The 15,244-nt window shown below is 64.1% G+C and carries 14 protein-coding genes; 7 read left to right on the forward strand and 7 right to left on the reverse strand.

The annotated features are described in order from the left end of the window. The 3 genes from pstA to C0V82_RS08280 all read right to left on the reverse strand — a co-directional run bounded on the left by pstA (nt 1) and on the right by C0V82_RS08280 (nt 3,953). Nucleotides 1–1,320: a phosphate ABC transporter permease PstA gene (gene pstA / locus C0V82_RS08270; protein ID WP_102111926.1), complete on the reverse strand. Its 1,320-nt coding sequence runs from the start codon at nt 1,318–1,320 to the stop codon at nt 1–3. Beyond that, complete coding sequence (pstC, locus tag C0V82_RS08275; protein ID WP_102111927.1) at nt 1,313–2,776, reverse strand: phosphate ABC transporter permease subunit PstC; 1,464 nt, start codon at nt 2,774–2,776, stop codon at nt 1,313–1,315. Before pstC ends, pstA begins: the two co-directional genes overlap by 8 nt. A 136-nt stretch (nt 2,777–2,912) precedes the next feature. Beyond that, nucleotides 2,913–3,953 carry a substrate-binding domain-containing protein gene (locus C0V82_RS08280; protein WP_102111928.1) on the reverse strand — a complete coding sequence of 347 codons (1,041 nt, stop codon included), beginning with the start codon at nt 3,951–3,953 and terminating at the stop codon, nt 2,913–2,915. 280 nt (nt 3,954–4,233) lie between these two features. Between C0V82_RS08280 and C0V82_RS08285 the strand changes: the two genes are divergently transcribed. Beyond that, the gene (locus C0V82_RS08285; protein ID WP_102111929.1) at nt 4,234–4,767 is read left to right on the forward strand and encodes a YybH family protein; all 534 of its coding nucleotides are present in this window, start codon (nt 4,234–4,236) and stop codon (nt 4,765–4,767) included. 17 nt (nt 4,768–4,784) lie between these two features. Here C0V82_RS08285 and C0V82_RS08290 read toward each other — a convergent pair whose 3' ends face one another. Both C0V82_RS08290 and C0V82_RS08295 read right to left on the reverse strand, forming a co-directional pair. Continuing rightward, entirely contained in the window at nt 4,785–6,203 is a 1,419-nt protein-coding gene (locus C0V82_RS08290; protein ID WP_102111930.1) for an ATP-binding protein, read from the reverse strand. 180 nt (nt 6,204–6,383) lie between these two features. Further along, nucleotides 6,384–8,657: an NADP-dependent malic enzyme gene (locus C0V82_RS08295; RefSeq protein WP_102111931.1), complete on the reverse strand. Its 2,274-nt coding sequence runs from the start codon at nt 8,655–8,657 to the stop codon at nt 6,384–6,386. 184 nt (nt 8,658–8,841) lie between these two features. On the opposite strand from C0V82_RS08295, the gene C0V82_RS08300 reads away from it, so the two are divergent. Both C0V82_RS08300 and C0V82_RS08305 read left to right on the forward strand, forming a co-directional pair. Next, a complete protein-coding gene (locus tag C0V82_RS08300) occupies nt 8,842–9,039 on the forward strand; it encodes a CopG family transcriptional regulator (RefSeq protein ID WP_102111932.1) in 198 nt (65 codons plus the stop codon). Further along, nucleotides 9,036–9,311, forward strand: a complete 276-nt coding sequence (locus C0V82_RS08305; RefSeq protein WP_245924041.1) for a type II toxin-antitoxin system RelE/ParE family toxin — start codon at nt 9,036–9,038, stop codon at nt 9,309–9,311. Before C0V82_RS08300 ends, C0V82_RS08305 begins: the two co-directional genes overlap by 4 nt. Nucleotides 9,312–9,331: 20 nt before the next feature. Here C0V82_RS08305 and C0V82_RS08310 read toward each other — a convergent pair whose 3' ends face one another. Beyond that, complete coding sequence (locus C0V82_RS08310; protein WP_158659809.1) at nt 9,332–9,538, reverse strand: hypothetical protein; 207 nt, start codon at nt 9,536–9,538, stop codon at nt 9,332–9,334. A gap of 123 nt (nt 9,539–9,661) precedes the next feature. Between C0V82_RS08310 and C0V82_RS08315 the strand changes: the two genes are divergently transcribed. Genes C0V82_RS08315 through C0V82_RS08330 form a run of 4 tightly spaced genes read left to right on the forward strand, consistent with a single transcriptional unit; the run spans nt 9,662 to nt 14,140 of the window. Then, the gene (locus C0V82_RS08315; RefSeq protein ID WP_102111934.1) at nt 9,662–11,206 is read left to right on the forward strand and encodes an AbgT family transporter; all 1,545 of its coding nucleotides are present in this window, start codon (nt 9,662–9,664) and stop codon (nt 11,204–11,206) included. Beyond that, nucleotides 11,206–12,225: a ligase-associated DNA damage response exonuclease gene (locus C0V82_RS08320; RefSeq protein ID WP_102111935.1), complete on the forward strand. Its 1,020-nt coding sequence runs from the start codon at nt 11,206–11,208 to the stop codon at nt 12,223–12,225. The genes C0V82_RS08315 and C0V82_RS08320 overlap by 1 nt, the downstream gene beginning before the upstream one ends. Further along, the gene (locus tag C0V82_RS08325) at nt 12,225–13,847 is read left to right on the forward strand and encodes a cisplatin damage response ATP-dependent DNA ligase (RefSeq protein WP_102111936.1); all 1,623 of its coding nucleotides are present in this window, start codon (nt 12,225–12,227) and stop codon (nt 13,845–13,847) included. Before C0V82_RS08320 ends, C0V82_RS08325 begins: the two co-directional genes overlap by 1 nt. Continuing rightward, on the forward strand, nt 13,844–14,140 hold the full coding sequence (locus C0V82_RS08330) for a hypothetical protein (protein ID WP_102111937.1): 297 nt from the start codon (nt 13,844–13,846) through the stop codon (nt 14,138–14,140). Before C0V82_RS08325 ends, C0V82_RS08330 begins: the two co-directional genes overlap by 4 nt. 44 nt (nt 14,141–14,184) lie before the next feature. On the opposite strand, the gene C0V82_RS08335 is transcribed toward C0V82_RS08330, so the two are convergent. Beyond that, on the reverse strand, nt 14,185–15,144 hold the full coding sequence (locus C0V82_RS08335) for a glycosyltransferase family 2 protein (protein WP_102111938.1): 960 nt from the start codon (nt 15,142–15,144) through the stop codon (nt 14,185–14,187). Nucleotides 15,145–15,244 lie beyond the last annotated feature (100 nt).

Genomic DNA, 15,244 nt, shown 5'->3' on the forward strand with positions numbered 1-15,244 from the left:
TTACCACCGACGTTCGAATTTCTTGCGCAGCCAGATGGCGGCACCGTTCATCAGGATCAGGAAGGCCAGCAGCACAAGGATGGCGGCCGAGGTCAGTTCGACAAAGCCGCGTTCCGGCTTGTCCGCCCAGATGAAGATCTGCACGGGCAGGACAGAGGAGCTGGCAAGCAAGCTATCGGGCGCCGACGTGACGAAGGCATTCATGCCGATCATCAGCAGCGGCGCCGTCTCACCCACGGCATGGGCCATGCCGATGATGGTGCCCGTCATGATGCCCGGCATCGCCAGCGGCAGCACATGATGCATCACCGCCTGAAGCTTGGACGCACCCATACCCAGTGCGGCCTCGCGGATCGAGGGCGGAACCGCCTTCAACGCGGCGCGGCTGGCGATGATGATGGTGGGCAGCACCAGCAGACCCAGCACTAGACCGCCGACCAGCGGGGCAGAGCGGGGCATGCCGAAGAAGTTGAGAAACACCGCCAGACCCAGCAGACCGAACACGATGGAGGGCACGGCCGCCAGATTGTTGATGTTCACCTCGATGATCTCGGTAAACCGGTTCTTGGGCGCGAATTCTTCCAGATAGACCGCCGCCGCGACGCCGATGGGCAGGGAGATGGCCAGCGTGACCAGCATCGTCAACAGCGTCCCTACCGCCGCACCCAACAAGCCTGCCAATTCAGGGTAATTGCTGTCGCTGGCGGTAAAGAAGGTGGTGTTGAAGGCCGACTTCACGTCTCCGCGCTGCTCCAGGCTGTCGAACCAGGCCAGCTGCTTGTCGTTGATCGGACGCTCAATCTCGGGCAAGTCGCGGTCGATGCCGCCCTTGACGATCTGGTTGATACCGTCGGAGGCCGGCAGCCAGACCTCGATCGTCTGACCGACCAGGGACGGGTTCTTGTCCAGCATCTGGCCCAGGCGAACGCCGGCCACGGGGCTGACCAGACCGCGCAGGTCACGCTTCTCCGTCCGGCCCGTGATGTCCGGGAACGCCTTGTAAAGGGCGTCGGTCACCAGGGTCTGGAAGGCACCACGATCCCACTCGGCCGGGTTGCCGGTACCCTGCGGGTCGATGGTGCCGGCATCGATGGTCACCGCCAGCTTGACCTCTGTCTGGAAGAAGGCGGACGTGCCTTCCTTCAGCAGGGTCGACAGCAGGATGACCAGCATCGAGCAGGCGAACAGGATGGCCAGGATGCCATAGAGGCGGAAGCGGCGTTCGGCGGCATAGCGCGCCTTCAGTCGCTTGGTGGCGGCGTCGCCGGTGTGAAGGGACACGGGCATGGCTGTGGGCATCGGCTCTGCGATCTCAGTCATATTTTTCCCGGTATTTCTGGACGATGCGGAGGGCAACGACATTCAGCGCCAGGGTCACCAGGAACAGGACCAGACCCAGGGCGAAGACCGACAGCGTCTTGGCGCTGTCAAACTCCTGATCACCGACCAGGATGGACTTGATCTGCACCGTCACGGTGGTGACGCTTTCCAGCGGGTTCAGGGTCAGGCTGGCCTGGAGGCCGGCCGCCATCACCACGATCATCGTCTCACCGATGGCGCGGCTGACCGCCAGCAGCATGGCACCCACGATGCCGGGCAATGCGGCGGGCAGCAGCACCTGCTTGATCGTTTCCGACTTGGTGGCACCCAGACCGTAAGAGCCGTCACGCAGCGATTGCGGCACCGCATTGATCACGTCATCCGCCAGCGAGGACACGAAGGGCACGATCATGATGCCCATCACCACACCGGCGGCCAGCGCGCTTTGGGAAGAAATCGGAATACCCATCGCGGCGCCGACATCACGGATGAAGGGGGCAACCGTCAGGATGGCGAAGAAACCGAACACCACCGTGGGCACGCCAGCCAGAATTTCCAGCACCGGCTTGACCAGCCCGCGCACCCGCTTGGGCGCATATTCTGACAGGTAGATGGCCGACATCAGACCGACCGGGGCCGCCACAAACATGGCGATGGTGGCGATCAGCAGGGTGCCGGTGAACAAAGGCACGGCACCGAAGGCACCGGACGAGCCGACCTGATCGGCCCGGATGGCGGTCTGCGGCGACCATTGCAGACCGAACAGGAACTCGGTGATCGGCACCTTGGTGAAGAAGCGGATGCTTTCAAACAGCAGCGACAGAACAATGCCCACCGTCGTCAGGACGGCGATGGTGGAGCAGAGCACCAGCAACGCGGTGATGATGCGTTCAACATTGTTGCGCGCGCGGAATTCAGGCCCGATCTTCGACCAGGTGAAGGCCAGCACACCGCCAGCCAGGGCGACGACGACACCGAACAGCGTCCAGTCGGCCAGACCACGCAGTTGAGCCAGGTGGCCGGCGGCGGGAGTGATCGAGTCGATGACACCGGGATTCACATACTGCGCCTGCCCGATCGCCAGATTGCTGATATTGATCAGCAGCAACTGACGATGCGTCTGGCTGAGCGCCGAGGCGCCATCAGCGATGGACGGCAGCAGCGTTTCCAGCTCCGCCGGGGCCAGCATGACGCGGGCCCAGGCCTCCAACTGTTCCGGCGACATGGCCGACAGAACCATCCAGTCCATAACGGCGCCACGTAGGGCGACCCAGACCAGGATCAGCACCAGGGCCGGAAGACCGGCCGACAGCGCCATGTAGGAGCCATAGTAATTCGGTACGGAATGCAGATTGGCGATGCGCCCGCCGGCCACGGCCACGGCCCTGTTGCGCCCCAGCCAGAATCCGGCCAGCGACAGGAACAACAGGACGGCTACGGTCAAGGTTACTGACATGTGGTTCAATCCGCCGCTGTCAGGGGAGTTTACCGGTTACGGCAAACCGGCGGCATCAGGTCTGACGCCGCCGGTTCCGCCATCTGCTTATACACCGGGCCGGTGCAACTGTCCTGCACCGGCCCAGCCTTTCACATTACGAAGCCGGCTTGGCCATCGGGGTCAGCTTCAGGGCCGCCTGTTCGGAAGCCTTGCGCTTATCGGCCGGCAGCGGCACCAGGCCCTTGTCGGCCAGATAGCCATCGTCACCCATGGCGCGTTCCGAGGCGTATTCGCCCAGGAATTCCTTCAGGCCGGGGATCACGCCGAAATGCTGGTTCTTGAAGTACACGAACAGCGGGCGGGACACCGGATACTGGCCGGAGGCGATGGTCTCGTACTTCGGCTCGATGCCGTTCACCGGCACGCCATGCAGCTTGTCCAGGTTTTCTTCCAGGAAGCTGTAACCGAAGATGCCGAAGGCATTCGGGTTGGCGATCAGACGCTGCACGATGACGTTGTCGTTCTCACCGGCTTCGATGAAGGCACCATCTTCACGCATCGTCTTGCAGACGGCCGCATGGCGGGTGGCGTCCAGGGCCTTGATGGCCGGGAATTCCTTACAGCCCGACTCCATCACCAGCTCGACCCAGGCGTCGCGGGTGCCGGACGTCGGCGGCGGGCCCAGCACTTCGATCTCGATGGCCGGCAGGGAAGCGTCGACATCCTTCCAGGTCTTGTGCGGGTTGCGCACGATCTGGCCGTTCACTTCGACTTCCTTGGCCAGAGCGGCGAAGAGCTGCGCCTTGGTGATGCTGATCTGGTTGCCCTTCTTGGACTGCGTGAAGGTCAGACCGTCATAGCCGATGACCAGCTCGGTGATCTGCTCGACGCCGTTCTTCTGGCAGGTGTCGTACTCGCTGGCCTTCATGGCGCGGGAAGCGCCGGTGGCGTCCGGGAAGTCAGCGCCGATGCCGGAGCAGAACAGCTTCATGCCGCCGCCGGTGCCCGTCGACTCCAGGATCGGAGCGCCGAACTTCGTGGTCTGGCCGAAGCGCTCGACAACCGTGGAGGTGAAGGGGAACACCGTGGAGGAACCAACGATGCGGATCTGGTCGCGGGCGGCAGCAGCGCCGGCCAGACCGACGAAGGAAACAGCGCCGAGAACGGCGGCGAGAACGAGCTTCTTGGTGGTCACGACAAGGGCCTCCGGTTAACTGGGCGGCTCACGGACGAGGCCCTGGCATCCCATGATGCCCGCCTTCACCCTGTGGCCATGTCCCTGCTGGGTGCCGGGACCATAGCTGTGCTGCGAGACGCAAATACTACATCTACGTTACAGTTCCATGACACCGCCCCCGGAACCGCCCCGCCACCGCCCGCGATACAGTCGCGTTACACATTGCCCGTTGGCAGTCGGCACAGAGTCATTCACCATTGAAATTGCAGGGAAATTTCACTTTTGCAAGGAACTGGACATGGGCTTTTCGGACAAGAACCCGCGTAAGACCGGCACGCTGGCGCGTACCTTCGGGGCGCTGACCTGCGCAACATTCATGACATTGCCGGTCTGGGCACAAAGCCACCCGGCCCAGGCCGTGATGGAGGCCGACCGTGCCTTCGCGGCCCGCGCCAAGGAGGTGGGGCCGGGCAAGGCCTTTGCCGAATATGCCGAATCCCGTGTCCTTATGCTGAACGATCCCGTTCCCGGCACGGATGCCAGCGCCCTGACCACGCTGTTCGGCACGGACCTGGAGATCGACTGGGGGCCGATGGACGGTGCCGTGTCGGGTGACGGCACCCTGGGCTATACCTGGGGCAAGGCCCGCTATTACAAGCTGAAACCCGACGGCACCAAGGAGGAGCTTTCCCCCTCCCGCTACGTCACCATCTGGCGCAAGCAGAAGGACGGGTCCTGGAAATTCCTGGCCGATGGCGGCCTGCACGCGCCTGAAGCCAAGGAATTCGCGGCCAGGAAGAAGGCGGAAAAGGAAGCGGCGGAGAAGAAGTAGGGGGGCTGCTTGCCGCCCTACCCGACTTCCCGCTCCACAAGCTTCACCACCTTGGCCGCCGGCAGCATCACGGTAAATGTGCTGCCCTTGCCCACCTCACTGTCGATGATCAGGCGGCCACGGTGGCGGTTGACGATGTGTTTCACGATGGCCAGCCCCAGCCCTGTGCCGCCCAGCGCGCGCGACCGGGCTGGGTCCACACGATAGAATCGCTCCGTCAGGCGCGGCAGATGGGTGCGGGCGATGCCATCGCCCCGGTCGGTAACGGCCACCATCACCGCCGGCCCACGCACCACACCCGCCTTGCCCTGGGTGGCGGCGGTCAGGGCCACCGTCACTTCCGTCTGTTCCTTGCCATACTTGATGGCATTGTCGATCAGGTTCTGGAACACCTGGGACAGCTGATCCTCATCCCCCACAACGGGCGGCAGGCTGTCGGGCTGTTCCAGGCGCAGCTTCACCTTGCGCGATGCGGCGCGCAGTTCCAGCGTCGCGGCAACATTGCGCACGATCTTGGCCACATCCACCTGTTCGGTGGGCGGCGAATGCTCGTCCATCTCAATGCGCGACAGCGACAGCAGATCATTGACCAGCCGCGACATGCGGTTGGACTGATCGAACATGATGCCCAGGAACCGTTCATGCGCCGCCGGATCATCCTTGGCCGGCCCGCGCAGCGTCTCAATGAACCCGATCAGGGCTGCCAGCGGCGTGCGCAGTTCGTGGCTGGCATTGGCCACGAAATCGGCCCGCATCTGTTCGGACCGTTTCAGGACCGTGATGTCATGCAGGGTCAGCAGGACCAGCAGCGGCCCATCTTCCCCCGGCGGGCGGAACGGCTTGACCCGCGCCTGCAATGTGCGCTCCACCGGTACCGGCAGCAGCACCTCCACCGTCCGTGACGCGCCACCGGCCAGCACGGCGTCGGCAGCCTCCAGCAGGCTGGGCGTACGTACCGAACTGGCAAGATCGCGGTCCAGCAACCGGTCACCGAACAGCTTGCAGGCCGCCTGGTTGGCGCGCCGCACCTCCCGGCCCGGCCCCAGCAGGATGACCGGGTCATGCAACTGATCGATCACCGCCTCGAACAGGCCAGCCCGGCCCGCATCCTTGCTTTCCCGGTCCAGCCAGCCCTGATGCGCCCGCGCCATGGCCGACGCGATGAACTCCGCCGTGATGCTGTCCAGTTCCGGTGCAGGCACCGGTGCCGAAGACTCACCCAGGATCTCGGCATAATCGGTCAGGCGGCGTGTGTCGGTCTGGATCATGCGCAGGATGGCCACCGCCACCACAACATTGACCAGCAGCGCCGGCAACGCCACCCCGGCATCGACATGCCCCGCCAGCAGCAAGGCCAGCAGAATCGCCGCCGTCGGCCCGACCAGCGCCACGCCGATCAGCACGAACCGAACCGGTCGCACCTCATACCACCGCATCTGTCCCTGCCATTCTTATCTTTATCCCTCCCGCCGCCCGGCGGGATCGGAGGACATAACATTGCCGCAGGGCCAGGGTAACAGCATCACGGAAACTTAATAATTCGATCCGCGTGTGATGATTATGCGTAGGTCAGGGCTCAGAGCGTATCGCCCCTCGACCTGACCTACCAGTCTCCGTTACCGCGCCAAACTGTCATGGGCCGCCATGATGGCCGCTGTGGTCAGTTCGTTGACCGTGGCGCCCATCTGGACCACCTGCACCGGTTTATCCATGCCGATCAGCAGCGGGCCGATCAGGTTGCCACCGCCGAACTTGTGCAGCAGCTTGGCCCCGATATTGGCTGCATGCAGGGCCGGCATGATCAGGACATTGGCCGGTCCCGACAGGCGGGCGAACGGGTACAGGCGCTTCATCAGATCGTAATCAAGCGCCGTATCCGCCGACATCTCACCGTCATATTCGAAATCGACCTTGCGCTTGTCCATCAGCGACACGGCTTCGCGCACATGGGCAGCGCGGTCGCGCATGGGCTGGCCGAAATTGCTGAAGGACAGGAAGGCGACGCGCGGTTCATGGCCCATCTGCCTTGCCATGCGCGCCGACTGGATCGCGATATCGGCCAGCTGTTCCGGCGTGGGGCGCTCATGCACGGTGGTGTCAGAGATGAAGACGGTGCGCTTGCGGGTGGCCAGCACCGACAGGCCGAACACGATGTGGTCGGGCTGCGGATCGATCACCCGCTCGATATCCTCGAAACTGACGGCGAAGGATCGGGTCAGGCCCGTCACCATGGCGTCGGCATCGCCCGTCGCCACCATGCAGGCGGCAAAGACATTGCGGTTCTGGTTGACCCAGCGCTGACAATCGCGGTGCAGATGCCCGCGCCGCTGCAAACGCTTGTACAGAAAGTCGGTATAGCGCTCGATATTGGGCGCGCCGAAGCGGGCATTCTGGATATCCAGCGGCTCGACCCCCGACAGGCCCAAGCTGGCCAGCTTCTCTTGCACCACATTCTCACGCCCGATCAGGACCGGATGGCCGAACCCGCCGGAGCGATAGGCGATGGCGGCCCGGATCGCCCGCTCCTCCTCGCCCTCGGCAAACACCACGCGGCGCGGGCTGCTGCGCAGCTTGTCAGAGATGAGCTGCAAACTGTCCGCCGTGGGGTCCAGACGCAGGCGCAGGGACCGGCGGTATTCATCCATGTCGACAATGGGCTTGCGCGCCACACCCGTATCCATGGCCGCCTGTGCCACGGCGGCGGGGATGGTGGAGATCAGGCGTGGGTCGAACGGCACCGGGATGATATATTCGGGACCATAGCGCAGGCGGCGGCCGGAATAGGCGGCATCCACCTCGTCCGGCACATCCTCCCGCGCCAATGCCGCCAGCGCGCGGGCAGCGGCGATCTTCATCTGGTCATTGATGGTGCTGGCCCGCACGTCCAGGGCACCGCGGAAGATGTAAGGGAAGCCCAGGACGTTATTAACTTGGTTGGGATAATCCGACCGGCCCGTGGCCACGATGGCGTCATCGCGCACCTGCCGCACCTCTTCCGGCGTAATCTCCGGGTCGGGGTTGGCCAGCGCAAAGATGATGGGGTTCTTCGCCATGGATTTCACCATGGCGGGCGTCATCGCCCCCTTGGCCGACAGGCCCACGAATACGTCGGACCCGGCCACGGCATCGGCCAGCGAACGGGCATCGGTCACAACCGCATGGGCCGACTTCCACTGGTTCATGCCCTCGGCCCGACCCTTCCAGACCACGCCCTTGGTATCGCACAGCGTGATGTTCCCGTGCGGGATGCCCATGGATTTGAACAGTTCGGCACAGGCGATGGCGGCGGCACCGGCGCCATTGATAACCAGCTTGGTCTCCTTGATATCGCGGCCCGTCATTTCCAGGGCGTTGAACAGGCCGGCGGCGGCGATGATGGCCGTGCCATGCTGATCATCATGGAAAACCGGAATGTCCATCAGTTCGCGCAGGCGCTGTTCAATGATGAAACAGTCCGGGGCCTTGATATCCTCCAGATTGATGCCGCCGAAGCTGGGACCCAGATAGCGGACAGAATTGATGAATTCGTCCACATCGCGGGTATCGACCTCCAGGTCGATACCATCGACATCGGCAAAGCGCTTGAACAGGACGGCCTTGCCCTCCATCACCGGCTTCGATGCCAGGGCCCCCAGATCACCCAGGCCCAGCACGGCGGTACCGTTGGAGATGACGGCGACGATATTGCCCTTTGCGGTATAATCATAGGCCGTGGACGGGTCGGCATGGATGCGCAGGCATGGCGTGGCCACCCCCGGCGAATAGGCCAGCGACAGGTCGCGCTGCGTGGCCATCGGCTTGGTAGGGGTGATTTCCAACTTACCGGGCCGCCCGCTGCTATGCAGCAGCAGGGCCTCTTCCTCGGTAATGCGCTTATCGATACCGGCCATTTTCCCAAACTTCCTCTTTTATGTACCGCCCAGCGCCCCCGCCGGTACGGACTGGTAATTTGGAAGGTATCGTAACGACCGAATGCTACCGTTTCCAGACCCAAGGCATTGCGAAAGTGACGCAACAGCCGTCGGCGCGGCCTATGACTTGCCCTGGGATGAACCGGGTGCGATAGTCGCGCTCATGGAACAGGCCGGCTCAATCTTCGACGATGTGGATGAGGTGCGCAAAGCCTGCGCCATCGCCGAAGCGCGCGCCGATGTCGCGGCCGGTCGGGTCGTGCCGCATGAGATTGTGGCAGCGTGGCTTCTAAAAACGGCCGAAGCTCTGGAGAAGGGAGAGGCCCTGCCCCCCGCTCCCCGGTCAGGTGTGCCCCGGTGACAATTGTCACCTGGACCGAAACCGCCATTGATGATCTTCAGGCCCACGCGGCCTATATCGCCCAGTTCAACCCCCATGCCGCCAGCCGCATCGTCCGACACCTCTTCACCGCCGGTAACAGCCTGTCGACCTTCCCAAAACGCGGCAAGGCCCGGCCCGACGGCACGCGGGAACTGGCTGTCGTGCATCCCTATATCCTGGTCTATGAAGCGACTGACGGAGAGGATGTCCGCATCCTGCGCGTCTGGCACGGGGCACAGGATCGGGGGTAGCGCAGGCAAGAGCGCCCCCTTCAAACCAGAATATTCAACACCGTACCGCGCACCCCCGTGGCCAGTGGCTGGTTCACGCCCAGCGGCTGCACCGTCAGGCCGGCCTTGTTCGCCTCCTCCTGCGCCCGCTCGATGGGCGACTGGTTGCCCTTGGCGGGGTCCAGGCCGCGCTTGGCCAGCGCCACGTCGGCGCAGCTTTCGCAGCGATATCCGTTGACCATTTCCATGGGCATAGCCTGTCACGGATCCGATGCTTTGTCTCGAAGGCCCCCTCGCCCCAACTGCCCAGTTGCTCTATCTTCGCCACGGACGCCCGGCAAACGGGTGCGGACGACAAAAGGAAAAACAACATGGCAGTTTCGGACATTGGGGCAAAGTCAGGTGGTGGCATTCTGGGGGCGATTGAACGGGTGGGGAACCGGTTGCCGGACCCCGCCACGCTGTTCCTGATCGCCATCGTCATTCTGGTGGCGCTGTCAGCCATCCTGTCGGGCATGGGCGTGTCGGCTATCCATCCCGGTACCGGCAAGGAACTGGTTGCCACCAATCTTCTATCGGCAGACAATATCCGCCGCTTCCTGACCGACCTGCCCACCATCTTCGCCAGCTTCCCGCCGCTGGCGGTGGTCCTGCTGTGTGTCATGGGTGTCGGTGTTGCGGAAAAGACCGGGTTGATCGGCGTGTCGCTGGGTGCCCTGGTCCGCGCTGTCCCGAAAAGCTTGCTGACCCTGATCGTGGTCTTTGCCGGCGTGCAGTCCAGCATGGCCACCGATGCCGGCTATGTCGTGCTGATCCCGCTGGCCGGCATGCTGTTCCACAGCTCTGGTCGCCACCCGATTGCGGGCATCGCGGCGGCCTTTGCGGGCGTGTCGGCTGGGTTCTCCTCCAACCTGCTGGTCACCTCGCTCGACCCGCTGCTGGGCGGGATCAGTACGGCGGCGGCCCGCTTGGTCGATCCGGACTATGAGGTGCTGGCCACGGCCAACTGGTATCTGATGGCGGCCTTCGTGCCCCTGTTCACCATCATCGGTACCGTGGTCACCGAACGGTTGATCGAACCGCGTCTGGTGCGCACGGCCCCTGTGGCCGCTGGCCTGACCATCACCGAAGAGGCGCCCAGCGCCGAACAGCAGGCCAATGAGAAGCGCGGCCTGCGCTATGCCGGTCTGGCCATCCTGGCCATCACCGCCCTGTTCGGCGTGGCCGTGGTGCCGGACGGCGCCATCCTGCGCGATGCCAATGGCACCATTGAGCCGTTCCTGCGCGGCATCGTGGCGGTGCTGTTCATCAGTTTCCTGTTGATCGGCATCGCCTATGGCGTCGGTGCCCGAATCATCCGCAATGACCGCGATGTCGTGAAGATGATGAGCCAGTCCATGTCCGACATGGGCGGCTATATCGTGCTGGCCTTCTGCTGTGCGGTGTTCATCGCGTTGTTCGGCTGGTCCAATCTGGGTGGCATTCTGGCCGTGAACGGGGCGGCTTTCCTGAAGGATGCTGGCTTCACCGGCCTGCCACTGCTGATCGCCATCATCATCGTCTCGGCCCTGATCAATATCCTGATCGGCAGTGCGTCCGCCAAATGGGCCATCCTGGGGCCGGTCATGGTGCCGATGCTGATGCTGCTGGGTATCACGCCGGAGGCGACGCAGGCTGCCTATCGCGTGGGTGACAGCTTCACCAACCCGATCACGCCGCTGCTGCCCTATTTCCCGCTGATCCTGATCATGTGCCAACGCTATGTGCCCAGCTTCGGCATCGGTTCCCTGCTGGCCACCATGCTGCCGCTGGCCATGTGGATGGGTATCGGCGCGGTCGCTCTTTTCTGCGGCTGGTACTTGGCAGAACTGCCGCTGGGTCCCGGTGCCTTTGTCCATATGCCGACAGGGTCCTGATGATCCCCGCGCCCGATAGCTGGGTCACCCCCTGCCCGCCCGACCGGGGCGGGGGCCTGTGGGTGGAACCGGGCGGCTTTCATGTCGACCCGACCCGGCCTGTCGACCGCGCGGTGATCACCCATGGCCATTCCGACCATGCACGGCCAGGACACACCCATGTCCTGGCCACCCCCGGCACGCTTTCCATCATGCGGGCTCGCCTGGGTGACGGGGCGGGGGCCTCACAACAGCCCCTGCCCTATCATCAGCCGATCCAGATCGGCGAAGTGATGGTGCGCTTCGTGCCCGCCGGCCATGTGCTGGGATCGGCCCAGGTGGTGATGGAATGGCGGGGCAGCCGGGTGGTGGTGTCGGGCGATTACAAGCGCCGCTTTGATCCCACCTGCGCCCCCTTTGAACCCGTCCCCTGCGATGCCTTCATTACAGAGGCCACCTTTGGCCTGCCCGTCTTCCGCCACCCGCCGGTGGAGGGCGAGATTGCCCGGCTGCTGCACACACTGTCAGTCTTCCCCGAACGCACCATTGTTGTCGGCTGCTACGCCCTGGGCAAATGTCAGCGGCTGATCGCGGAGCTGCGCCGCGCCGGATACGACCGCCCGCTCTATCTCCACGGTGCCCACCTGCCGCTCTGTGCGCTTTATCAGGAACAGGGGGTGGAGTTGGGCGACCTGCGCCCCGCCACGGTCGCCGATGCCTCATCCATGCGTGGCGGCATCGTGCTGGCCCCGCCATCGGCCATGGCCGACAAATGGTTGCGCCGGATGCCGGACCCCTTGCCGGCCTATGCGTCCGGCTGGATGCGGGTACGGGCCCGCGCCCGACAGCATGGGGTGGAACTGCCCCTGATCGTCTCCGACCATGCCGATTGGGACGAGCTGTGCCAGACAGTGAAGGACGTCTCGCCGGGTGAACTCTGGGTCACCCATGGCAGTGAGGAAGCCCTGGTCCATTGGGCAACGACGCAAGGCGTGAAGGCCAAGCCCCTGCATCTGGTTGGGTTCGGGGAGGAGGAGTGATGCAGGCGTTTGCCACCCTCCTTGACGCTCTGGCCTACATGCCGTCCCGCAATGGCAAGCTGCGGCTGATTGCCGATTATCTGGACCATGCGCCTGATCCCGACCGCGGCTACGGCTTGGCGGCCCTGACCGGTGACCTGTCCTTCACCGCCGCCAAGGCCGGCATGATCAAGGAACTGGTGGCGACCCGCGTCGATCCGGCCCTGTTCGGCTGGTCCTATGATTTTGTGGGTGATCTGGCCGAAACCGTGGCCCTGATCTGGCCCGCCCCGCCCGGCGTCAACCACCCGCCACCGGGACTGGCAGAGGTGGTGGACGGGCTTTCCACCGCCAAGCGCGGCACCGTCCCCGCCCTGCTGTCGGGCTGGCTGGACAGCCTTGACGCTACGGGCCGCTGGGCGCTGTTGAAGCTGATCACGGGCGGGCTGCGCATTGGCGTCTCGGCCCGCATGGCCAAGACCGCCCTGGTCGACTGGGCCAATGCCAGGGGGGTGGAGGCCAGCGTGGAGCAGGTGGAGGAGCTGTGGCACGGCTTGTCCCCGCCCTATGCCCCCCTGTTCGACTGGCTGACCGGCAAAGCGGAGAAGCCGGGTGTCAGCGACACGGGTGGTTTCCGCCCCATGATGCTGGCCCACCCGCTGGAAGAAAGTGACATCCAGGCCCTGAATCCCGCCGATTTCCGGGCCGAATGGAAATGGGATGGCATCCGGGTACAGCTTGTGGCACGCGGCACGCCGGACAAGGCCAGGATCTACAGCCGCACAGGCGACGAAATCGCCGGGGCCTTCCCCGACATTGCGTCCCATATGGGCTTTCACGCCGTGCTGGATGGTGAATTGCTGGTGGCCCGCGATGGCCGCATCGCGCCCTTCAACGATTTGCAGCAGCGCCTGAACCGCAAGCGGGTGACGGCCCCGATGCTGCGCGACTTCCCCGCCTTCGTGCGGGTCTATGACCTGCTGTTCGACGGGGATGAGGACCTGCGCGCCCTGCCCTTCGATGAACGCCGCCGCCGCTTGGAGGATTGGTTCGCCCGCGCCCGACCGCCCGGCATGGACCTGTCTCCCCTGGTCGCCTTCACCGATTGGGACCACCTGTCCCATCTGCGCCTGTCGGCCCGTGATCAGGGGGTGGAGGATGGGGCCATCGAAGGGCTGATGCTGAAACGCGGCGACAGTCCCTATATCGGTGGCCGCCCTAAGGGCCCCTGGTTCAAGTGGAAACGCGGGCCATTGACGGCGGATTGCGTGCTGATGTACGCGCAGCGTGGGCATGGCAAGCGGTCCAGCTTCTACAGCGACTATACATTCGGCGCGTGGCGCGGTACGCCTGGAGAGGGCGGGGAGCTGGTGCCCGTCGGCAAGGCCTATTCCGGCTTCACCGATGCGGAGCTGGCCGAGATCGACCGCTGGGTGCGCAACCACACCACCAACCGTTTCGGCCCCGTACGGGAGGTGGAACACGGCTTGGTGTTCGAGGTGGCGTTCGACAGCGTCCACCGCTCCACACGGCACAAGAGCGGCATCGCCATGCGCTTTCCCCGCATTTCGCGGCTGCGCTGGGACAAGCCGGCGGCAGAGGCTGACCGGTTGGAGATATTGGAAAGGATGGTGGTCACATGACGCTGAAACGGGCTTATTCCGCCGAACCGAATGCCGATGAAACCATCCGCCGCTTGAAGGTCGGGCGCACCCGCACCCGGCTGGCCGGCGTGATCGCCGCCGGCATCGGCCTGCTGATCATTCCCGCCTGGATCAGCGGTATCGGCATGAATGTCTTCAAGCTGGAAGACAAGACCATCACCGTCTTCCCCACCGTGATGACCGAGGAACAGGCCAAGGCAGAGGCCGAGCGCGTGAAGCAGGAGGCCGAGGCCTTCCGCGAACAGAAAGCGGCAGAGCAAAAGCAGCCCTGAAACAGATCGGGCGGGTCCGTGTCCGAACCCGCCCGCCTGATGAATTACTTCAAGAAACCGCTATCGAAATCCGGTGCCGGAATTTCCAGATAGCGCAGACGCTTCATCTCCCGCCGCCCGCGTGTGACCGTGTCCAGGATCAGGCCGCAGGTCAGCGATAGGAAGGACAACAGACCCAGACCGGTGGCCAGCACCGCCGTGGGGAAGCGCGGCACCAGGCCTGTTTCGAAATAGGTGATGAACAGCGGCGCCGCGATGATAATGGAGATCAGGGCCAGCAGGACCGCGATCAGCCCGAAGGACTGCATCGGCCGCTCTTCCTTGATCAGCTTGCCGATCATCCACAGGATGCGGAAGCCATCGCGGAAGGTGGACAGTTTCGACACCGACCCCGGTGCACGGTCCTTATAGGGCGTTTCCACCTCGCCCAGCGGCATGCTCATTTCCAGCGCATGCACCACCAGTTCCGTCTCAATCTCAAACCCGCCGGCCAGCACGGGGAAGCTTTTCACGAAGCGGCGGGAAAAGACGCGGTAGCCGGACAGAAGATCATCGGTACGCTTGCCGAACACCATGGTGACCAGCGTAGTCAGCATGACATTGCCCAGCCGGTGACCGGCGCGATAATTCTCCCAGTCGGTGACGCGCGCACCGTTCACCATGTCCAGCTTTTCGTCCAGAAGCTTGGCCACCAGCTTGCCGGCGCTGGGCGCGTGATAGGTGTCGTCGCCATCCACCATCACATACACGTCCGCCTCGATATCGGCGAACATGCGGCGCACGACATTGCCCTTGCCCTGCAACGGCTCCCGCCGGACCACGGCCCCGGCCGCCCTGGCGATCTCCGAGGTGCGGTCCTTGGAGTTATTGTCATAGACATAGATGGTGGCGGTCGGCAGGGCGGCCTTGAAGTCGCGCACGACGGCTTCGATGGAGGCTTCTTCGTTATAGCAGGGCACCAGAACGGCGATGCTCGGCGCACCCTGGGTCAGGCTGTCAGACATGGGATATTCGGGTCCGATTGGACAGGGGTTGGATGACGACACAGATAACACGGATATTCAGGGAAAGCTGCGGCGGAAACGCGGCGCTTTCATGTCCGTT

The sequence above is a fragment of the Niveispirillum cyanobacteriorum genome (assembly GCF_002868735.1).
Classification (GTDB): domain Bacteria; phylum Pseudomonadota; class Alphaproteobacteria; order Azospirillales; family Azospirillaceae; genus Niveispirillum; species Niveispirillum cyanobacteriorum.